The organism is Sphingomonas sp. Leaf339 (genome assembly GCF_001426195.1).
GTDB lineage: Bacteria > Pseudomonadota > Alphaproteobacteria > Sphingomonadales > Sphingomonadaceae > Sphingomonas.
In genome coordinates, this window is sequence record NZ_LMRS01000001.1 from 242,478 (window position 1) to 262,218 (window position 19,741).

The 19,741-nt window shown below is 66.7% G+C and carries 16 protein-coding genes and 2 tRNA genes; 6 read left to right on the top strand and 12 right to left on the bottom strand.

All coding sequences use genetic code 11. The annotated features are described in order from the left end of the window. The first annotated feature begins 53 nt into the window (after positions 1 to 53). The 3 genes from ASG67_RS01135 to ASG67_RS01145 are packed head-to-tail and all read left to right on the top strand — an operon-like array spanning position 54 to position 1,804. Positions 54 to 476: a DUF2147 domain-containing protein gene (locus ASG67_RS01135; protein WP_414887304.1), complete on the top strand. Its 423-nt coding sequence runs from the start codon at positions 54 to 56 to the stop codon at positions 474 to 476. Positions 477 to 524: 48 nt separating this feature from the next. Beyond that, positions 525 to 983: a hypothetical protein gene (locus ASG67_RS01140; RefSeq protein WP_056524125.1), complete on the top strand. Its 459-nt coding sequence runs from the start codon at positions 525 to 527 to the stop codon at positions 981 to 983. Positions 984 to 1,036: 53 nt separating this feature from the next. Next, positions 1,037 to 1,804 carry a hypothetical protein gene (locus ASG67_RS01145; RefSeq protein WP_056524128.1) on the top strand — a complete coding sequence of 256 codons (768 nt, stop codon included), beginning with the start codon at positions 1,037 to 1,039 and terminating at the stop codon, positions 1,802 to 1,804. Between the two features lie 16 nt (positions 1,805 to 1,820). Here the strand turns inward: ASG67_RS01145 and ASG67_RS01150 are convergent, their stop codons facing one another. After that, positions 1,821 to 2,456: a DNA-3-methyladenine glycosylase family protein gene (locus tag ASG67_RS01150; protein ID WP_056524131.1), complete on the bottom strand. Its 636-nt coding sequence runs from the start codon at positions 2,454 to 2,456 to the stop codon at positions 1,821 to 1,823. 75 nt (positions 2,457 to 2,531) lie between these two features. Here ASG67_RS01150 and ASG67_RS01155 point away from each other — a divergent pair, with 75 nt between their 5' ends. Then, positions 2,532 to 2,849: a 2Fe-2S iron-sulfur cluster-binding protein gene (locus ASG67_RS01155; RefSeq protein WP_056526183.1), complete on the top strand. Its 318-nt coding sequence runs from the start codon at positions 2,532 to 2,534 to the stop codon at positions 2,847 to 2,849. Between the two features lie 13 nt (positions 2,850 to 2,862). Here the strand turns inward: ASG67_RS01155 and ASG67_RS18145 are convergent, their stop codons facing one another. The 3 genes from ASG67_RS18145 to ASG67_RS01170 form a co-directional block, all read right to left on the bottom strand. Further along, complete coding sequence (locus ASG67_RS18145; RefSeq protein ID WP_082543225.1) at positions 2,863 to 3,273, bottom strand: endonuclease domain-containing protein; 411 nt, start codon at positions 3,271 to 3,273, stop codon at positions 2,863 to 2,865. Positions 3,274 to 3,342: 69 nt separating this feature from the next. Then, positions 3,343 to 4,089 (bottom strand): 23S rRNA (guanosine(2251)-2'-O)-methyltransferase RlmB, encoded by a 747-nt coding sequence (rlmB, locus tag ASG67_RS01165; protein WP_056524139.1) that lies wholly within the window; start codon positions 4,087 to 4,089, stop codon positions 3,343 to 3,345. Continuing rightward, the gene (locus tag ASG67_RS01170) at positions 4,089 to 5,696 is read right to left on the bottom strand and encodes a M20/M25/M40 family metallo-hydrolase (RefSeq protein ID WP_056524142.1); all 1,608 of its coding nucleotides are present in this window, start codon (positions 5,694 to 5,696) and stop codon (positions 4,089 to 4,091) included. The genes rlmB and ASG67_RS01170 overlap by 1 nt, the downstream gene beginning before the upstream one ends. A 132-nt stretch (positions 5,697 to 5,828) precedes the next feature. On the opposite strand from ASG67_RS01170, the gene ASG67_RS01175 reads away from it, so the two are divergent. Continuing rightward, a tRNA-Tyr gene (locus ASG67_RS01175) sits at positions 5,829 to 5,914 on the top strand. A gap of 138 nt (positions 5,915 to 6,052) precedes the next feature. Here ASG67_RS01175 and ASG67_RS01180 read toward each other — a convergent pair. The 6 genes from ASG67_RS01180 to ASG67_RS01205 form a co-directional block, all read right to left on the bottom strand. Beyond that, positions 6,053 to 7,195, bottom strand: coding sequence for a glycosyltransferase (locus ASG67_RS01180; protein WP_056524145.1), 1,143 nt, complete (start codon positions 7,193 to 7,195; stop codon positions 6,053 to 6,055). Between the two features lie 166 nt (positions 7,196 to 7,361). Then, positions 7,362 to 8,312, bottom strand: coding sequence for a phosphotransferase (locus ASG67_RS01185; protein WP_056524148.1), 951 nt, complete (start codon positions 8,310 to 8,312; stop codon positions 7,362 to 7,364). Between the two features lie 335 nt (positions 8,313 to 8,647). After that, positions 8,648 to 8,721 (bottom strand) — tRNA-Gly (locus ASG67_RS01190). Between the two features lie 43 nt (positions 8,722 to 8,764). Beyond that, on the bottom strand, positions 8,765 to 10,138 hold the full coding sequence (locus ASG67_RS01195) for a glutamate--cysteine ligase (protein ID WP_056524151.1): 1,374 nt from the start codon (positions 10,136 to 10,138) through the stop codon (positions 8,765 to 8,767). A gap of 75 nt (positions 10,139 to 10,213) precedes the next feature. After that, the gene (locus ASG67_RS01200; RefSeq protein ID WP_056526186.1) at positions 10,214 to 10,960 is read right to left on the bottom strand and encodes a 16S rRNA (uracil(1498)-N(3))-methyltransferase; all 747 of its coding nucleotides are present in this window, start codon (positions 10,958 to 10,960) and stop codon (positions 10,214 to 10,216) included. Positions 10,961 to 10,975: 15 nt separating this feature from the next. Further along, the gene (locus ASG67_RS01205; RefSeq protein ID WP_235535050.1) at positions 10,976 to 11,185 is read right to left on the bottom strand and encodes a hypothetical protein; all 210 of its coding nucleotides are present in this window, start codon (positions 11,183 to 11,185) and stop codon (positions 10,976 to 10,978) included. A 174-nt stretch (positions 11,186 to 11,359) separates the two neighbouring features. Here ASG67_RS01205 and ppc point away from each other — a divergent pair, with 174 nt between their 5' ends. Then, on the top strand, positions 11,360 to 14,029 hold the full coding sequence (gene ppc / locus ASG67_RS01210; protein ID WP_056524157.1) for a phosphoenolpyruvate carboxylase: 2,670 nt from the start codon (positions 11,360 to 11,362) through the stop codon (positions 14,027 to 14,029). Between the two features lie 6 nt (positions 14,030 to 14,035). On the opposite strand, the gene ASG67_RS01215 is transcribed toward ppc, so the two are convergent. Both ASG67_RS01215 and ASG67_RS01220 read right to left on the bottom strand, forming a co-directional pair. Beyond that, positions 14,036 to 14,650 carry a PilZ domain-containing protein gene (locus tag ASG67_RS01215; RefSeq protein ID WP_056524159.1) on the bottom strand — a complete coding sequence of 205 codons (615 nt, stop codon included), beginning with the start codon at positions 14,648 to 14,650 and terminating at the stop codon, positions 14,036 to 14,038. Positions 14,651 to 14,705: 55 nt separating this feature from the next. Then, positions 14,706 to 19,685 (bottom strand): DUF11 domain-containing protein, encoded by a 4,980-nt coding sequence (locus ASG67_RS01220; protein ID WP_082543226.1) that lies wholly within the window; start codon positions 19,683 to 19,685, stop codon positions 14,706 to 14,708. Positions 19,686 to 19,741: the final 56 nt, after the last annotated feature.

A 19,741-nucleotide genomic window follows, 5' to 3' on the forward strand; every position in this document is an offset into this window, starting at 1 on the left:
GCGCATGGCGAGCGGCCATTGCCTTTGCCTCGCCGGCACGACAGAGGCGGAACATGCGTATGCTCATTCTGCCGCTGGCGACCATCGTCGCTGCCCTGACCCTGGTTTCGGCCGCCGATGCGGCGACACCGATCGCGGGTCGCTGGCTGACCGAGGAGGGCAGCGCGATCGTGACCATCGCCCCGTGCGGCGCGTCGACGTGCGGGCGGATCACGAAGCTCATCAAGGGGCCGCCTTCCGGCCCGCCGCTCGATCGCAACAATCCCGACGCCCGGTTGCGCGACCGCCCGATCGAGGGGCTGGTGATCCTAACCGAGTTCAAGGACGACGGCGACGACTGGCGCGGCCGCATCTACGATCCGAAATCAGGCAAGACGTACAAGTCGATCCTGAAGCGCGAGGCGGATGGCCGGCTAAAGGTACAGGGTTGCATCGCGTTCTTCTGCCAGACGCAGCGGTGGACGCCGGCGCGCTGACCGGATCGCTAACCCGCTGGTAAGACCGTTCCAGCTAACGATGGTGGCATGGATGTATCCGCCAGCCTCGCCCGCCTGCACGAGCATCAGGATCGCATCCTGATGATCCTCGACCGCGCGACGGACCTGATCCACGGCGATCCTGATCGCAATCGTGCCGGACTGGCGACGAGCCGTTGGGAAATGGCGCGGCGGCTGCGCGAATATCAGCTGTTCAAACATCGCGAGTTGTTCGATCCGATGATCGCCGGCGGTGACCCGGAGCAGCGCCGGCGCGCTCGGCTGATGAAGGCGGACTGCCTCCTGCTCAGCGAAGATTTTCAGGCCCATGTCGCGCGCTGGAGCGGGGTGGACGTGGCGGACGACTGGATCACCTATCGCCGGGCGATGCTGGCGATCACCACCCGGCTGCGGGGCACCGTGATGCGCGAGCGACATGAACTGGCTCAGACGTTGCGGCTGGTGCCGGCGTCGGCGTCCCGCGCGCGGATCGCCGTAACCGGATAAACCCTGCGGGCCATCTTGCCGCGGCCTGCGCCGGGGTCTAGGCGCGGCGCTTCATGCGGTCGGCCTATTTTCAGCCTTCGTCGGACCGGCGGCGTCTCGTCTCCCTGTTGCTGACGATTGCCGCGCACATTCTGATCATTTTGCTGCTGTTGCGGCTGGCGCCGGCCGCGTCGCCGCCGCTTGAACCGGAATCGATGCCGGTGACGTTCGGCCTCGCGCCAGAACCCGGCGCCGCGCCGAAGGCATCGCCGAAGCCCGCCGTTGCCAAGGCGGCCCGCGCGGCGGGCGGTGCGCCGGCCGCCGCGCCATCGCGCGTCGCGCCGCCCACCGACCTGCCGCCACCGCCGCCGACACCTCCGATCGAACTCCCCTCGATGATCGGCGGCAAGGAACTGTTCGACGGCGTTGGTACGGCGATGGCGACCCGCCGCGCCGACGCCGGCCGCGGCGAGGGAGAGGGTGAAGGCGACGATTCGGGCAAGGACAGCGGCAGCACTTATGGGCCGGGCGAGGGACCGGGCGGGCAGCGGCTGTACAATGCGGAATGGTACACCCGGCCGCCACGCGGTGTGCTGCAATCCTACCTACCGCGCGGGGCGCCGCCGAACAGCTGGGGCATGATCGCCTGCCAGACGATCGACGATTACCGCGTCGACAATTGCCGGTTCCTGGGCGAATCGCCGCTGGGGTCCGGCATCGGCCGGGCGATGCGCGAGGCGGCATGGCAGTTCCGGGTACGACCGCCGCGGATCGGGGGCAAGAAGATGGTCGGCGCGTGGGTGCGCATCCGGATGGATTTCACGGACAAGCCAGAGGATTGAGCGTTCGGTTGGCCGGTCACACCGGCGCGGCGATCACGTCAGGCCCCGCGCCATAATGATGCCAGGTGAAGATTGCCGCCGCGCCGCGATGGGGGCGCCACGCCTCCGCCAGTTCGCGGGTCAGGCGTTCGGAGGGGCGGGTATCATGGCCCAGGATGCGGCCGACCTCGATCTGCACCGCGAGATCGCCGGCGGGCCAGATGTCCGGGCGACCTTCGGCGAACAACAGGTACACCTCCGCCGACCAGCGGCCGATGCCCTTCACGCGGACGAGGGCGGCGATGGCTTCCTCGTCGTCCGCGGGCAGCGCGGCGAGATCGAGACGGCCGCTCGTTACCTCGTCGGCCAGGCTGCGGGCATAGCCGGCCTTTTGCCGCGACAGGCCAGCGGCGCGAAGCTGTTCGTCGGTGGCGGCCGCGACCACCACGGGATCGCTGGCATTGCCCAGCATCGTGTCGAGCTTCAGCCACACGGCATTGGCGGACTGGACGCTGACCTGCTGGCCGATGATCGTGCGCAGCAACGTGGCATAACCACGATCGCGCACACGGGGTGCCGGATAGCCGATCCGCCCGATCGCGGCGGCGAAGGCAGGCTCGATATCGCTCAACGCGTCGAGGCTGGTGCGTAGCTGGTTTTCGCTCAAGCCCATGATGTTTGGCCCTTCAAGGCTTGATCCGGGTGACGCGCACCGTCATGGCGGCGACCGGGAACAGGAGATTGCATGATGCCGACGCTTATCGTCACGACACGCGAAGGGGAAGAACGCGAACTGGCCGGCGAGACTGGCCTGTCGGTGATGGAAGTGATCCGCGACGGTGGCATCGACGAGCTGCTGGCGCTGTGCGGCGGTTGTTGCAGTTGCGCGACGTGCCATGTCCATGTCGATCCGGCGTTCCTCGACAAGCTGCCGAAGATGGGACCGGACGAGGACGACCTGCTCGATTCAGCCGGCGATCGCGATGCGACGTCGCGGCTGTCGTGCCAGATTCAGTTCGGCCCGGCGCTGGACGGCTTGCGGGTGAGGATCGCGGCGGAGGATTGAGGGCTGCTCTTTCCTAATCCTCCCCCGGCGGGGGAGGGGGACCGGCCGAAGGCTGGTGGAGGGGTAGGTTTCCACGCGCGCCGCACCATGACAGGACATGAACGATCACCGCATCGAGATCCGTGAGGACGTTCATAGCCGCAATCCGGCATACGCGAATGTGCTGCGTCGCAAGCCAGGCATCACGCTCGCCATCGCGTTGTGGTCGACCGCTCCGATTATGGGCCTCCCCATCGACCTCGATAGCGAGATGATGGCTCACACAGAAGAAATCGAGGACGTAGCGGCCCGCAGGATGCTGGCGGCGAAACTTCAGGCCTGCCGGGCGCTTGCGAAGTTCCTGCCATAGAATGACTTCTGGCAATGTCATCGTGCGGCGGAGCTTGCTGGCACGATGCTGCGTCTGTTTCGGGCCGTGGAGCATCTGGACCGCTACCCCTCCGTCGCGCTGCGCGCGCCACCTCCCCCGCCGGGGGAGGATTTTCCGGTCAAATCAATCCCGCGCCGCCACCGCATACAACGCGATCGCCGCGGCGTTCGATACGTTCAGGCTCTCCACCCGGTCCGAAATCGGCAGCTTCGCCAGCAGATCGCAATGCGCCTCGGTGTTCTGGCGCATGCCTTCGCCCTCGGCGCCCAGCACGATGCAGATGCGCTGCGTGCCCATCGCCTGCACCAGCGTCTGGTCGGCGCTGCCAGTCAGGCCGATGCGCCAGAAACCCGCCTCGGCGATCGCCTCCAGCGCGCGAGCGAGGTTGACGACGCGGACCCAGGGCACCGTCTCCAGCGCGCCTGATGCGGCGCGGGCGACCGTGCCAGATTCCGGTGGCGAATGGCGGTCCTGCGTGACGATGCCGAGCGCGTCGAACGCGGCGGCCGAGCGCAGGATGGCGCCGACATTATGCGGATCGGTGACCTGATCGAGCACCACCAGCGGCCGCTGGTCGTCCTTGCCCGCCATCAGCAGATCGGCCAGCCACATGTCCTCCAGCGGATCGACCTCGGCGATCACGCCCTGATGCGGCGCGTCGCTGGGGACGAGGCGGCCGAGATCGGCGACATCGGCATAGGTCACCGGGATCTCCGGCGGCACGGGGATCGCCGCCGCCGCCTCGCGCGTCAGCCACAGCTTGCGCACGGTACGGTCGGGATTGGCAAGCGCGGCGGTCACCGCATGCCGGCCCCAGAGGCGGGGGCGGTTGGCGGTGCCGGTCGAGGGGCGGTGGCCACGGCGTGCCATCAGTCGTCATCTCCGTCGGAATAGGCAAAGGGATCGGTCACGGCGGGCTTGGTCGGCAATGGCGGCCGGGGCAAGACCTTGTCGGTATTGGCGGCGGCCAGCAGGACGCCCGCCAGCACGGTCGCACCCTGGCGCATGTCGTCGCCCTTCAGGTGATCGAACGTGTCGGCTGAGCTGTGATGGATGCGGCTGCCATAATCGAGCGGGTCCTGGATGAACTGGAATCCAGGCACGCCGACCGACTGCATGAAGACATGGTCGGTGCCGCCGGTCGGCCGCACCACCACGGTACCCGCACCCATCGTCGCGAACGGGCTGAGCCAGTCGCGCAGCAACGGCACGGCCGCCGGATTGTTCTCGGCATACAGGCCGCGAAGCTTGCCCGATCCGTTGTCGATGTTGAAATAGGCCGTCAGGTCGCGATAACCGGGCAGCGGCGTGATCGGCCAGCGATTGGCGAAGCCATAATAACGCTGCATCCCTTGACCATTGCCCAGCGCCGTACCGGTGCCGCGCGTCGCCAGATGCTTTTCGACATAGGCCATCGAGCCGAGGATGCCCTGCTCCTCGCCCGCCCACAGCGCGAAGCGGATCGTGCGTTTCGGCCGGACGCCGGTGGTGGCGAGGATGCGCGCGGCCTCCATCACCATCGCGCTGCCCGCTGCGTTGTCTGCCGCGCCGTCGCCCGCGACCCAGCTGTCGAGGTGGGCGCCGGCCATGACGTACCCGGCCTTCGGGTCGGTGCCGGGGATTTCGGCGAAAACGTTATAGGCGTTCACGTCGCTGTCGTCGAAGCGGACATCGCTCACGATCTCCAGCGTCGGCGCGGGACCGATCTTGGCCAGACGGGCGAGGCGGCGATAATCCTCGGCGGCGATCTGCACGCCGGGCATCGACGGCGTCTCGCCTACCCCGAACATATATCCTTCGCCGTGGAGCAGCTTGCCGTCGCGATACGACATGGTGGCAAAGGCGACCGCGCCCTCGGCCTTCAGGAAGGCGTCCAGCTTCTGCTGGAACTCCAGCCGCTTCAGGCGGCGATCGGTCGCCTCCGGGTCGTTATTGGGCAGTTGATACTGGTCTAGCTTACCAAGATCGTCGCCCGACAGGCGGCGGAATGGCGCCTCGTCGGGCTCGTCGCCGGTGCCGGGCGCGGTCAGCATCACCACCTTGCCGCGCAATTGCCCGCGCCATTTGTCGAAATCACGGATTTTTTCGATCGGTGCGACGATGACCGGGGCGGTCAGTGCGCCGGCCGTGGCGGGCGTCCACGCGATCGGGATCGCGGTTAGCTGGATCGCGCGCGGCGTGACCATGCGGACGCTAGACCGATCGATCGACCAGCCGCGCCCGAACGGAAAACCTTCCTTGTGGATGTTCTTCAGGCCCCATTCGCGGAACCTGTCCTGCGTCCATCCTTCCGCCTTGCGCATCGCCGGCGAATTGGTGAGGCGCGGGCCGATCACGTCGGTCAGTCCCTGCGCCGTCACCATTACCTGACTGTGGTTCAAGCCTTCGTCGATGATGCGCGCGGTCGCGCTGTCCTGCGCGATGGCGGGCGCGGCGATCAGCGCCGCGGTGGCGGCGAGCAGCAAGTGACGGCGCAAGTGTTTAGCCTCCCGGAATATCCCTGTGGCGGCGTGCTATGCGGGCGGGCGGATGTTCGCAAGCGTCGAACCTGTGGTTGACACGGCTTCCCCGCTTGGCCATGGAGCCGCCTCGCCGTTGGCGGCCCATCTGGACAGGTGGCCGAGTGGTTAAAGGCAGCAGACTGTAAATCTGCCCGTGCAAGCGTACGCTGGTTCGAATCCAGCCCTGTCCACCACCGCTTCGATGCGGTTCGATCCCTCCCCGATATTTGGTGCAGACTTTCCCTTCGGGGATCGCGAGATCGATTGATTGCTCGGCGATCAGCATCACTGCTTTGCCGGCAGGGAATGAACGCTCGCGTTCGCCCAAGGGATCAACGCCGCGCCACGACGTCGGTCATCCAGTTCAATCGATCGCGATGCATGGTGTGTACGGTATAGGTCGTCGCCTGGGCGGCGATCGCGCGGCCAAGTGGCAGGCGTAGGGCTGGATCGGCAAGGCTGCACAGGCGCTCGGCCAGCGAGGCAGCGGAGCCCTGCTCGTACAATATCCGCGGATCGAGCCCCAGCGCGCGATAGGGCGGCGTGTCCGGACATAGCGGGATGCAGCCACGGCTGATAGCATCGAAGATCAGGCGAGGCTGCTCATCGTTCAGGTTGGTCATCAAAACGACGTCCTGCTCGTCGAGAAAGCGGAAGAAGGGTGCCGGATAGCCCACCGGCGGCCGGATCGTGAAATTGGGCAGCCCGGCTCGCTCGGCCTGCTCCTGCAAGGCATCCTGCGCCGCTCCCCGGCCGATAAGCGTCAGCGCGGCGAACCGATCCGGTCCGGCCCGCGAGAATGCCTCGATACCTAAGTGGAAGCCTTTCATCGGTTCCAGCCGTCCTGCCATGCACACGCGCAACGGTCGGTCGTGATCGGGGCGGGGCGGGGCGATATCGTCGGCGTCGACCCAGCTTGCCACGCCGACATGCACGTCGCGAGCGACCGGCCAGACCAGCTTGCGCAGACCTTCGCCCACCACAAATACGCCGGCACATCGCGATGCCAGCAACAACTGCGTCACCCGAATATCGACGAATTGCAGCAACGCCTTTGATCGTGCGGACAGGGATTTTCCCGTCGCATTCATCGTATAGGTGCGCGCGCGATTGCTGGAGATGCCGAGAAAGACCGGCTTGTCGAACCGCTTCGCCCACCGCAGGATCGGCAGATACGGCTTCGACGTCAGCCAGCCGGCATTGCCGGGAATCTGGATGAAATCCGTCTGCGAGATCACGTCGGCCAACCTGTCGTCATCCGTGACCACGGCGATGCCGGGCGCAAGCGGGGCCAGTGCATCGCTCGTCGTAACGACGACGGCGCATCGCAGCGTGATATCGGCGATGTCCGCCTGCGCATTGATATCACGCGCCCACAGGTCGAGCGTGTGCCATGCCGACCCGATCCTGACGACCGGTATCGGCGAACAAACGAGAACGCGAGGCTTCACGCGATCCGCCCGCGCCGGGCTCATTTCATTTCCTCGTCACCAAATGGTAACGTCGTGTCGTCAAGGAGAGGATGATCTGTTGGACTCGCAGTGAGAATGTTCAGGTTCATGGCTGATTTTATCAAGCATCTGAAGGATCGCCGGCGCGTCGACGCGCTGCGGACATGGGCCGACACGCCCGTCGACGATGCTACCGAGAGCCGCCGGTCAGGTGTCCGGCGGAAATAAGCCCCGTAAAAAGCAGGTTGTAACAGTCCGTCGCCATGGCGACGAACCGCTGTTTCGGAAATTCGCCCAAGCGATTGGCGTAATGACCCAAACCGCCCAAAAGATGAGCGATCACCGCATCCACGCCCTCCAGGGTTTGGCAATACCAGGTCAGTTCGGCAGCAAACCTTCCTTGAGACATGCCGAACGACTGATGGAATCGTACCAGATCATAGATCGCGTAGCCGTCGCGGGCGCTACCGGCCCAATCGATGATCGCGAGATTGCCGGCATCGTCCTGCATGACGTTGTTACGCCATAGATCGCCATGCATCGGCACGTGGCGCACGACGATTGCGCCGGTATCGATGGCTTCTTTAGATCGCCGGGCCGCGTCGCGCATCGCGTTGGGCAATTCCGGTATCTCGATCAGGGCGTCCAGCGATGCGCGGAATTCGCGATCGGCCGGCTGATTGTTCATGCCCTGCAACACCAGCGCGCGAAGCCAGGGCATGATCCGGCTGACGACCATCGGTTTCTGTAGCAATCGGCCCAGCCGGCCGGGTTTCAATGGCACGCAACGTGGCAGGATCAGGAACGATCGGTCCTGAAGATGGCCCGTTCCAATGACGGGCAGGATCATCCGCCCCAGTTGATCGCCGAGCGTCTGTGCCATCTCGACCATGGCATCTCGTTGTATCGACGCGGCATCGGGATATGCTTCCGGCGACAAGAACAAGACATAGTCGCTATCGACCATGAAGATCGCGGCGCCATCGGCCACGATGGATTCACGCCGAACAACCTCGATATTCTGTATTCTGCGCCCACTAGCCGCCCCGTAGAGCGCGGACGATACCACGTCGATCATCGACGGTTCGGGCGCATCTTCGTCGGTGAAGTCATGTTCCAAAAAGTATGCGACGGCTGGCATACGATTCCGATAATGTTACAAATTTATTAATACAATGTTAAACATAACGTTCGAACAATCCGTTTTGGATGCTTTGTAGGCTATAGAACCAATTTGAGTAAATCACTGTAGTGGTGATAAGTAATAGCGGAAGACTATCGCCATTCCGGTTGTATCGACCAAGGAAGTAATCCGCCCATTGATCGGTACTCTGCTGTCTCGATGGCGACGCGCGGATGACACCTAATCGTGCGCGGACACGGGGACCGACCGCTAACGTCAAGGCCAACTGCAACAGCGAGCCTTTGCGATCGACGCTTCATTCGGTCGATCGGCATATCGTGGGTCGAAAAAGCTGGAGCGGGTAACGGGAATCGAACCCGTGTATTCAGCTTGGAAGGCTGCTGCACTACCATTGTGCTATACCCGCGTGGCCATCCGACTAGCGCCACGCGGCGTGCGGTGCAAGCCAGTCAGAAGCTCTCTTCGGCATAGACGCGGGTCAGATCGCCGTCCCAAGTGCCGGCATACCGATCGAGCAGCGATTCGGCCGGCGTCTTGCCGGTGCGGACGATCTCGCGCAGCGGTTCGAGAAACCCGGTCTCGTTGTCGCCGGCGTTGTTGAACCGGGCGCGGGCGGCAAGGCCGGCATGGGCGATGTCGAGGACGGGGCCAGCGATATCGCGCAACGTGCCGCCACCGGGCAGGGGGGCGCCGAGTGCGAGTTTAGGCACGGCGTCGCGCAGCGCCTGTCGCTCCTCCAGCGTCCAGTGCTTCACCAGATCCCAGGCGGCATCGAGTGCTGCGTCGTCATAAAGCAGACCGACCCAGAACGCCGGCAGGGCGCAGATGCGGTTCCACGGCCCGCCATCGGCGCCGCGCATTTCCAGGAAGGTCTTTAGCCGCACTTCAGGGAAGGCGGTGGACAGGTGGTCGGTCCAGTCGTCCAGCGTCGGCTTTTCGCCCGGCAGCACCGACAGGTCGCCGCGCAGGAAATCACGGAAACTGAGGCCGGCGGCATCGATATACCGGCCTTCGCGGTAAACGAAGTACATCGGCACATCGAGCATGTAGTCGGTGTAGCGTTCGTAACCGAAGCCATCCTCGAACACGAAGGGCAGCATCCCCGTCCGCTGCGGATCGGTGTCGGACCAGATATGGCTGCGGAACGACAGCATTCCGTTGGGCTTGCCCTCGGTAAAGGGCGAATTGGCAAACAGCGCGGTGGCGAGCGGTTGCAGGGCGAGGCCGACCCGGAATTTCTTCACCATGTCTGCCTCCGACGCATAGTCGAGGTTCACCTGGATCGTGCAGGTGCGCAGCATCATGTCGAGCCCGAGATTGCCGACGCGCGGCATGTGGCGGCGCATGATGTCGTACCGACCCTTGGGCATCACCGGCAATTCGGCGCGGGCCTTGTCCGGCCACATGCCCAGACCCAGGAAGCCCAGGCCGAGACGCTCGCCCGCCGCCTTCACCTGTTCCAGATGGCGGCCGGTTTCGGCGCAGGTCTGGTGCAGATTGTCGAGCGGCGCACCCGACAGCTCGAACTGGCCGGCGGGTTCCAAGCTGACGCTGCCGTCGCTGCCGTTCAGCGCGATGACGACCCCATTTTCCTCGACCGGCCGCCAGCCATGTTCGGTCAACGCCATCAACAGGTCGCGGATGCCGCCGGGCTCGTCATAGGAGGGCGCGCGATGATCGGCGGTCCGATACACGAACTTCTCGTGCTCGGTGCCGATCCGCCAGCGTTCGACCGGCTTTTCACCACGGGCGAAGCTGGCGATCAACTGGTCGCGCGATTCGATGATCGGCGAGGAAGAAACGGGCGCGGTCTTGGTCGTCATGAACCGCGCCTTACGCGTGGGCGATACCGCGCGCCAGACAGGATAAGCTGTCGCTGGATAAAGGCAGCGACGGTGTCACGATCGCCAGTCCCCCGCCGCCGCCATCCATAACGCCACGGCCGCCGCCGCCGCGGTGTCGGCACGCAGGATGCGGGGGCCGAGGCCGATACCGATGGCCTGGGGCAGGGCGCGGATTGCGGCGCGCTCATCGGCATCGAAGCCGCCCTCCGGCCCGATCAGGATTGCGGCGGGGCCGGGATGGGCGCGCATCGCATCCAGTGCGGGCAGCCCGCCGGTTTCATCCGCGAAGAACAGGGTGCGATCGGCGGGCCAGTCGCGCAGCAACGCCGGCAGCTTCACCGGATCGGCCAGTTCCGGCAGCGCGGTGCGGTCGCATTGCTCCGCCGCCTCGATCATATGCGCGCGCAGGCGGTCGCCATTGGGCTTGTCGACCACGGTGCGGCGGGTGACGACGGGAACGAGGCGGGCGACGCCCAGTTCGCACGCCTTCTCGGCCATCCAGTCGACCCGGCCCTTTTTCAACGGTGCGGCGCAGAGCCACAGGTCGGGCACCGGCTCACGCGGGCGCAGCAGCTCCACGACGTCGAGCATCAGGTCGCGCTTGCCGGTGCTGGTGACGGTGGCGAGCCATTCGCCGGTGCGGTCGTCGAACAGCTTCACCGGGTCGCCCGGCTTCGCGCGCATGACGGTGGCGAGATAATGCGCGGGCGGACCATCGATCCTGAGCGGACCGGGGGCGAGGGGCGCGTCGACAAACAGGCGCGGCGTCGATTGCGGCGGCCAGGCGGGGGTGGCGGGCAGGGCAGGCTCCATTCTTCAGCGGCGGCGCATGATGCGGCGGATGACGATCCAGGCGACGATCGCGACGAGTATCGCCAGCACGACGGCGCCGGCAACGGCGCCGGCGACGCGGAAGATCGCCCAGAACAACGCCTCGACGAACCGGCCGACCGCGACCGACAGGCCGATCATTGGGTAAAGCGCCGCAGCATCGACGGTCGGGATACAGGTCGCCGCGACCAGCACCAACCGGGGAATGTCGCTGTAGTGGAAGAGATTGCTGACACGCCCCGATGCACTTTTTCAGGTTGATGCGATCCGGCGCCCATCAAAGGCGGGCTGGTCGATAAAAATGCCCGCTCAAGCGCGTTATACCTGCGCCCGGTTGACCTGTGCGGTGCCGCAGCGCAGCATTACGGCATGGCTACTCTCCCTCCGATCGCGAACAATCCCGACATCCGTTTTCTGGGCGCCCTGCTCGGCGATGTGATCCGCGATTATGGCGGCGAGAAACTGTTTGCGGCGACCGAGACGATCCGGCGCGCTTCGGTGGAGCGGCATCGCGGGTTGGGCGACGGTGCGGCGATCGATCTGGAACTCGAACAGCTCGACCTCGACGACACGCTGGAATTCGTGCGCGGATTCATGCTGTTCTCGATGCTCGCCAATCTGGCCGAGGATCGTCAGGGTTTCGCCGCCGAGGAAGGCGCGGAACTGTCGGCGGCGCTGGACCGGCTGGCGGCCGAGGGGATCGACAAGGACGCGGTCGTGGCGCTGCTCGACCGCGCCCTCGTCGCGCCGGTGCTGACCGCGCATCCGACCGAGGTGCGCCGCAAGAGCATGATCGATCACCGCAACCGCATCGCCGAGCTGATGCTGGTGCGCGACAGCGGCATGATCGAGACGCCGGAGGGCGATGCGGTGGAGGACGCGATCCGCCGACAGGTCGCGCTGTTGTGGCAGACGCGGGTGCTGCGCCGCGAGCGGCTGGGCGTGGCGGACGAGGTGGAAACCGCGCTGTCGTATCTGCGTGACGTGTTCCTGCCGACGGTGCCGGCCTTGTATCAGCGCTGGGACCGGGCGCTTGGCCGGCGTTGCCCCAGCTTCCTGAAGCCCGGCAGCTGGATCGGCGGCGACCGCGACGGCAATCCCAACGTCACCGCCGCATCGCTGACGCTGGCGCTGGAACGGTCCGCCGAGGCGGTGCTGGGTCATTATCTCGATACCGTCCACGCGCTGGGCGGCGAACTGTCGATCTCCTCTGCCCGCGTCGGGGTCGACGAGGGGGTCGAGGCGCTGGCCGAGGCGAGCGGCGACGACGCACCCAGCCGTCGTGACGAACCGTTCCGCCGGGCGCTGTCGGGCGTCTACGCGCGGCTCGCCGCCACGCATGAGGCGCTGAGCGGCCGGCCGGCGGCGCGGCCGGGCCGGCTGGTGGGAAAGCCTTATCCGCATCCGGCGGCATTCCGCGCCGATCTGGTCACGATCGCGCGTGGGCTGGCGACGCGGGGCGGCGGGGCGCTGGCGTCTAGCGGCGCGCTGGCGCGGCTGATCCGCGCGGTCGACGTATTCGGTTTCCACCTCGCGACGCTGGACATGCGCCAGAACTCGGCCGTGCATGGACGCGTCGTCGCCGAACTGCTGAAGACGGCCGGGGTCGAGGCAGATTATCTGGCGCTGGACGAGGATGCGCGCGTCGCGCTGTTGCGCCGCGAGCTGGCGAATGCGCGGCCGCTGACCAGCCGTTTCCAGTCCTATTCCGACGAAACCGCCTCCGAGCTGGCGATCGTCGAGGCGGCGGCGGCGGCGCATCGACGGTTCGGCGTGGAGGCGATCCGCGTCTATATCGTGTCGATGGCCAAGTCGGTGTCCGACCTGCTGGAGGTCAACCTGCTGCTGAAGGAAGCGGGGCTGTATCGCCCCGGCGACAAGCCCGAGGCGGCGATCATGGCGGTGCCGCTGTTCGAGACGATCGAGGATCTGGATGCCGCGCCGGAGATCATGAGCGACTGGCTGGCCCTGCCAGAGATCGCCGCGATCACGAAGGGGCGCGGCCATCAGGAAGTGATGATCGGTTATTCCGACAGCAACAAGGACGGCGGTTACCTGACATCGACCTGGGGCCTGTCGAAGGGATCGACCGCGCTGACGCCGGTGTTCGAGGCGGCGGGCGTCGGCATGCAGTTGTTCCACGGGCGCGGCGGCGCGGTGGGGCGCGGTGGCGGGTCGGCTTTCGCGGCGATCCAGGCGCAGCCCGCCGGCACCGTGCAGGGCCGCATCCGCATCACCGAACAGGGCGAGGTGATCGCCGCCAAATACGGCACGTGCGAAACCGCCGCGACCAATCTGGAGGCGATGGCATCCGCCACCCTGCTCGCCAGTCTGGAACCGGTGCGGCTGTCGAATGCCGAAAATCAGGCGTTTTCAGGTGCGATGGACAAGCTGTCGGATGCGGCGTTCCATGCCTATCGCGACCTGGTTTACGGCGACGATTCTTTCCGGACGTTCTTTCGCCAGATGACGCCGATCGCCGAGATCGCGAACCTGAAGATCGGCAGTCGCCCCGCCAGCCGCACCAAATCCGACCGGATCGAGGATCTGCGCGCCATCCCCTGGGTATTCTCCTGGGCGCAGGCGCGGGTGATGCTGCCCGGCTGGTACGGCGTCGGTCAAGCGATCGCGGGGTTCGAGGATAAGGCGCTGCTGGCCGAGATGGCCGAGGGGTGGCCGCTGTTCGCGGCGACGCTGGCCAATATGGAAATGGTGCTGGCGAAGTCCGACATGGGCATCGCCGCGCGCTATGCGGCGCTGGTCGACGAACCGTTGCGGCCGTTCTTCACCACCATCCGCGATGCGTGGACGCTGACGCATGACGGCCTGTTGCAGACGACCGGCCAGTCGCGCCTGCTGGAGCGACATCCCGCCCTCGAAACCTCGATCCGCCTGCGCCTGCCCTATATCGAACCACTCAATCTGCTCCAGATCGAGCTGATGAAGCGTCACCGGGCCGGCGATCAGGACACACGGATCGGCGACGGCATCCTGTTGTCGATCAACGCCATCGCCACCGCCCTGCGCAATTCGGGATAGAGCGCCTTATCGGTCGAGGATGTGCGACAGCACGTCGAGCGGCAGGGGTGAGCAGAAGCGAAAGCCGAACAGCCCCGGCCGCGTCCAGCATATCCGCCCGAACATCGCCGTCCCGGTCTCGACAAGGGTCACCTGACCGGTCTGGCCCGTCGCCACGATCGCCTCGGTCGACAGTTTCGCACCGCCGGCGGAGATATCGAACAACTGTGCCTCGAACCGCCCGCCATCGGCGCGCACGATCGCCGGCGCGTCGATCGGAAAGCGTGGCGGTCGGGCGACGAGGCCGTCATCCAGCGTCAGGCGGAATACATGCTCCACCGCCTGCGGCTCGGCAAACTGCAACCCGGCTTTGCGGCCCATCACCCAGCGGACGGTGGCGACGATCGGCGGCAGGCCGCGCACCTCGATCACGAGTTCCTCCTCGACCGATGGCGGGGTGGGGAATCGACCCATCAGGCCGTTGCGCGAGATATCGTGGACCAGACATACTGTCGTGGTCGGCCCGCGCCGGACCTTGCCGATCAACAGGACGGATTGATGCCGCTTGCCCGCGCGCCGGTCCGCCGCCGTCGGTTCGCCATCGATCGGCTCGCCGGCCATCGCCTGCGTGTTCATCAGCATAGGGTTATTCTCCCACGCCGGGCGACGGCGCGTGGTGGTGGGGAAAGGGGGCACATCATCGGCCGATCGCCGTCAGTCGGCGGGCGGCGTCGCCCAGCGTCCGCTGGTCGAACTTGACCCGGACCGTCACATACGGTCCCTGGCGCGAATAGCGGTCGGCCTCGAAATCGTGGTCGCGATAGCCAGCGACATTGTACCCGGCGGTCAGCCAGACATTGCCGGCGGGCGAGACGCCGACCGAAGGGCCACCGCTCCATGCCCAGGCATCGCGACCCGACCACGCATGCTGGATCGACGCCTGCACGCCGATGTCGAACCGCTGGCCGATATCCTGCCGCAGTTCGAACCCGGTGGCGTCGATGAAGCCGGTATAGACGTCGTCTCCGAAGCGGCCGCGGACGTATTTTGCGCCATAATACAGCGTCGCCTCGGTGCCATGGCCGGCGCCCTCCGGCCCGGTGCGGTAATTCAACGCCATGTTGTTCACCGCCCGCGTCGTGACCTGCGCGCCGTTGCCATAGGCGGGGACGCCCAGACCGTTAGCGTCGGTGAAGCCGGTGTCGGCGCGCTCGTGCCGGAACACCAGCCGCTCCAGCACCGACCAGCGGCTGTCGAGCGGGCGCAGCGCCAGCGCAACGTCGGCGGTCGCCGATTCGGCGGTGGCGCCGCGCCGGTCGGTCAGGCGATAGGCGCGCAGACCCGACGCGATCGTGCTGCCTTCGCCCAGTGACCGCAGGACGTTGCTGGTGATCCCCCAGCGCTTTTCCGCATCGGCATCGCGCCGCTCGATCCGCCCGTTCCACGACCACCGCGCCGCGCGATAGGTCGCGCCCAGCGTCAGCGCGACGTAATCGCCGTTTACCTGCGTCGTGGACAGGAAGCCGCCCGATGCCACCGGCTGGAACGCGTTGATGACGCCGCCGACGGGAATGCTGCCCTTGACGGTGTTCGATGCATCGACGGTGGCATCGACCGTCCAGTGCTTGCCCAGCGGCAACGACTGGCTGAGGCCGTATTGCGCATAGGTGCGGGCGCCGTTCTCGCCGATCGCCTGCTGGTTCAGCGTGCTCATCACCTTGCCGCCGCGCCATGGTGCGATGTCGAAGCCGACCTGTGCGGTGTTGGCGGTGAAATCGCTGCCCTGCGCGATCTCGTACCCGGCAAGCAGGCGGATGCCGGGCTTCACGCGCCACGCGGCGGTCAGTTGGTGGCGGATCGGGAAGTCGACGCTCGCCTTGTCGCCGCCGGGCGCCACCTGCGTCTGGCCGGACAACGTCAGCCGGTCGCCGATCGCCTGCGTACCGCCCAGCGTCAGGAGCAGGCTGTTGCGGTCGCGGCCGTCCAGGCCACGGTCGGCGGCGACCTGCACGCCGCCGAACACGGTGCCGGTGGCGCGCCGGTATTCCAGCTTCGCCTCGCCCGCGATTCGCTCGCCCGCGCCGATCAACTGCTGCTGATACCAGCCGGTGCCGGTCAGGCTAAGTCGCTCGGTCAGGCGGATGCGCGTGTCCAGACCCAGCTTGCGCGTGCCCGCCTCGACCAGATTCTGCTGGCCGACGCCGAAATTCTCGTCCTGCTGGCGGGCATAGAGGAGCAGGTCGAGACCCGGCCCGTGATGCTCAGCCTCGGCCAGATAGGCGATGCCGTCGCCCAAACCGCCGCGACCGCCGCCGGCGAACTCGCCGCGCAATTCGGTGCCGCGACCGATCTTCGCCTTCACGTCGGCGCCGGCGATCGTGGCCGCGTCCGCGGTCTCGTCGCGGATCACGCTGGCGCCCACCTCGATCCGACCGTTGGCGGTGCGGCCGGCGACGCGCGCGGCGGCGGCGAGCTGGTTCAGGCGGCCGCTGTCGACTTCGTATTCGGCGACGATGAAGTTCGGGTTCAGGCCGGCGTCGCGGCTCAGGATCGGCTCGCGGAACCGGATGGTGCCCAGCGACAGGTCGATGTCGTAATCGATATGCCGGGTCAGCTGGCGCGTCTCGACGATCCGTTCGGAGCGGAAACGGTCGCGCGTTTCAAGCCGCAGCTTGTCGGTATTGGGGACGATACCACGCTGGCTGAGCCGATAGGGGCCGGACAGGCCGTTGCCCTGGATCTCGTCGCGGGCATAACGGGTGTCAACCTTGGCCGCGAAGCCGGTGGCACGCAGGTTGCGGCCTTCATACGCGGCCTTCACGCCGTTCAGCGTGCGGCTGTACCGGGTCAGCTGCGTGTCAGTGAAGCCGGTCTCGAAATCGCCGAACAGCGCATAGAATTCGCGCCGTTCCAGTCGCAGGTACAGCTTGCGCCGGGTGGCGGCATCATACCCCTGCACGGTGCCATCGCCATAGACGGTGTAATAGCGATCGGGATCGATCGTGCCGAGCAGGCCGCGTTGCGGATCGTAACGACGGTCGCTGTCATAGGCGAGGGTCAGCAGCCACGATCCCTTGATCCGCCCCTTGGCATATAGCGCGAGCTGGCCGTCGCTGACCATCTTGCCACGATCAGCGCGGGGCAGGGCGCTGGCCCGTGTCTTCAGCGTGTCGTACCCGATCGATCCGGCGCCGAAGCCCATGACCATCCAGTCGCGGGCGGGCGCGGCCAGCCAGGTGCGAATGTCGCTGGTCCGCGCCTGCCGGTCGTCGGTCAGCGTCACGACGGCATGGACCGCCCCCGCCTGCGTGGTGGGTTGCAGGGCAAGGAAGGCGAGGCCATCGTCGCCGACGACCTGCGCAGTGATTTCGGTGCGGTCGCGCCCGGCCAGTTGCCGGTTCTGTTCCAGCGTGGCCTCGGCCGCGGCGCGATAGGGTTGATCGATGTGGAACGGTACGCTGCTGCCTGCGCGCACCGGCCGGCCGTCCTTGTCGGTGACGCGCACCGCGATCAGCGGCCGGGTCAGGCCATCGGCGATCAGCCGGCTGCGCGCTGGATCGATCGTGGCACGCACGCCCGCGCCCGCATAATGGACGGTGCGCTCCAGCGTCTTCACGATCCGGCCATCGGCCGCCAGGATCGTCGCGGCGAGCAGGTTGTCGCCGGCGCGAAGCGGCAGGCCAGACCAGCGGGACACAGCCGCCACCGCACCCTTGTCGGTGCCGTCGAACGCCAGCGGATCGGTCCGTTCACCGTTGACGGTCAGCGCGACGCGTTCGTCCAGCCCGTGCTTCACCACCACGCGCTGCACCGGCGCGCGTGGATTATGGTCGATTGCCGGGAACAGCCAGTCGGTGCCGGCGGTCAGCCCGACCGTCCAGTCGCGCAGGCCCGCGGCGACCGCATCGTCATCGGCGACGATCGGCAACGTATCGATGGCGCGGGCGGCGCGGCCGGTGGGCTTCAGCTGGAAATCGACGCGCTTCATCAGCCCGCCCTGACCCTCCACGAAGCGCGAGATCGCGCTGCCGGCCTGACGCGTGTCATTGTCGCACGCGACTGCTTCATGGCTGTCGGGGATGCTGGCGGTGTCGAGCTGAACGACGTGGCGACCGGCCGGCACGCCCTCGAAATGGTACAGGCCGTCGCGGTCGGTGACGACGAAGGTGCCATCCTCCAGCATCAGGCGCACCCCCCCCACGCCCTTGCGCTTGTCGACCGGATCGCCGCAATTGCCCTCCGTCACGCGGCCGATCACGGTCAGCGCGTCGGTGAACAATAACGGTCGCAGCCGGACCGAGGCGGCGGCCTCGTTACTGAACACGCCGTCGCCCGCCACGCGTGCGCGGTTCAGCGCCTCGCCGGTGGGGGCGCCGGGCGCGATCGTCACGACATAGGTAAGCTGGGTCGTCGCGGACGGCGCCAGCGTATCGATGGTGAAATCCAGCGTCCGGCCATCGGGCGACACCACCGGTTCGTCGCCGCCGCGCGCGGAGCCGCGCCGGTATCGAAGCCCTTCGGGTAGATGATCCGTCACGTGCAGCCCGCGCGCGCCGGTGGTGCCGCGATTGGCCAATTGCAGCCGGTACTGGACGATATCCCCCGGCGCCGCATCGCGGACCGAGGCCGTCTTGGTCAGCAGCAATTGCGCATCGCCTGGCCGGTCGAGCGGGATATCGGCATAGAAAGGATCGGGCGTCGACAACGTCAGCGACCGCAGGAAGCTGGCGTCGTTCAGGATGAACGGGCCGCCACTCGGGTCCTTCAGCGTCTGCAACGTCGCGAGCGGCACGATCGAAGGCGCGGTATAATCGCCCGGTGGCTGCACCTTCAGGAAATACACGCCCGGCAGCGTCAACGGAAAGCGATAGCGGCCGGGCCGCCCGGGATAGACGCGGCCGCTCGCGTCGGTCACGGTTTCGCCGCTGGTAACGGTGGACGGGTACAGGCTGACGCCATCGTCGCCGTACACCATCGCCGGATGGCCGTTGGCATCGACCAGCGAGACGATCGCGCCATCGACCAGGCGGCCATTGGCGGAATCGAACACGAAACCGGCCGGATCGATCAGCAGCGAATAGGTGGAGGAAAAGCTGTTGTCGTTCTCATCGAATGACAGGCTCAGCCGCTCGCCGCGCTGGCCACGGGCGTCGCAGGGGACCAGATCGGGGTGCTTGCCGGTGGCGGTCGCGGGCACGCCGCCGGCGAAGATGCCGGTGTCCGGACCGGTTTCGATCAACGGCAACCGGACGGCTACCTTGCCGATCGTCGCGGTGATGATCTGCGTTTCTCGCGTCGTCGGGTCGAGGTTGTCGCCCTGCGCGTCCAGCACGAGGATGACGTCAGCATAGATATCGGCTGCGGCGATCTTCATCGAACCGGCAAAGGTGGCGGCATCGATCGGAGCGGGCGTGAACACGCGGCGGGGCGTCGTCTCGCACTTCATGCCGGTCAGTTCGTATCCCGGCGGCGGCAGGTAGAAGCCGAGCGTCGTCGGCCGCTTTTTGTGCGCGGCATCCAGCGTGACCGTGTTCGACGCCACCGTCTGCACGCCGGCATCGGTCGTGAAGCTGAGGGTGGCAGTATTCTCCACGCGCGTCGTCTGCGCCCCGGCCGCCATCGCGGCGAGACCGAGCACCAGGGCGCCGAGGCGCGTGAAGAGGCGGGGCGTGGGCATGCGAGGGGCCGTTCCCGGCACGCATCGCGCGCCGGGGCAGGGTATCTCCTTCAAAT

Bases quoted from the DNA above. Each gene is read 5' to 3' on its own strand.
- ASG67_RS01135 (WP_414887304.1), top strand. From the start codon at position 54: ATGCGTATGCTCATTCTGCCGCTGGCGACCATCGTCGCTGCCCTGACC.
- ASG67_RS01140 (WP_056524125.1), top strand. From the start codon at position 525: ATGGATGTATCCGCCAGCCTCGCCCGCCTGCACGAGCATCAGGATCGC.
- ASG67_RS01145 (WP_056524128.1), top strand. From the start codon at position 1,037: ATGCGGTCGGCCTATTTTCAGCCTTCGTCGGACCGGCGGCGTCTCGTC.
- ASG67_RS01150 (WP_056524131.1), bottom strand. From the start codon at position 2,456: ATGGGCTTGAGCGAAAACCAGCTACGCACCAGCCTCGACGCGTTGAGC.
- ASG67_RS01155 (WP_056526183.1), top strand. From the start codon at position 2,532: ATGCCGACGCTTATCGTCACGACACGCGAAGGGGAAGAACGCGAACTG.
- ASG67_RS18145 (WP_082543225.1), bottom strand. From the start codon at position 3,273: ATGCTCCACGGCCCGAAACAGACGCAGCATCGTGCCAGCAAGCTCCGC.
- rlmB (WP_056524139.1), bottom strand. From the start codon at position 4,089: ATGGCACGCCGTGGCCACCGCCCCTCGACCGGCACCGCCAACCGCCCC.
- ASG67_RS01180 (WP_056524145.1), bottom strand. From the start codon at position 7,195: ATGAGCCCGGCGCGGGCGGATCGCGTGAAGCCTCGCGTTCTCGTTTGT.
- ASG67_RS01185 (WP_056524148.1), bottom strand. From the start codon at position 8,312: ATGCCAGCCGTCGCATACTTTTTGGAACATGACTTCACCGACGAAGAT.
- ASG67_RS01195 (WP_056524151.1), bottom strand. From the start codon at position 10,138: ATGACGACCAAGACCGCGCCCGTTTCTTCCTCGCCGATCATCGAATCG.
- ppc (WP_056524157.1), top strand. From the start codon at position 11,360: ATGGCTACTCTCCCTCCGATCGCGAACAATCCCGACATCCGTTTTCTG.
- ASG67_RS01215 (WP_056524159.1), bottom strand. From the start codon at position 14,650: ATGCTGATGAACACGCAGGCGATGGCCGGCGAGCCGATCGATGGCGAA.
- ASG67_RS01220 (WP_082543226.1), bottom strand. From the start codon at position 19,685: ATGCCCACGCCCCGCCTCTTCACGCGCCTCGGCGCCCTGGTGCTCGGT.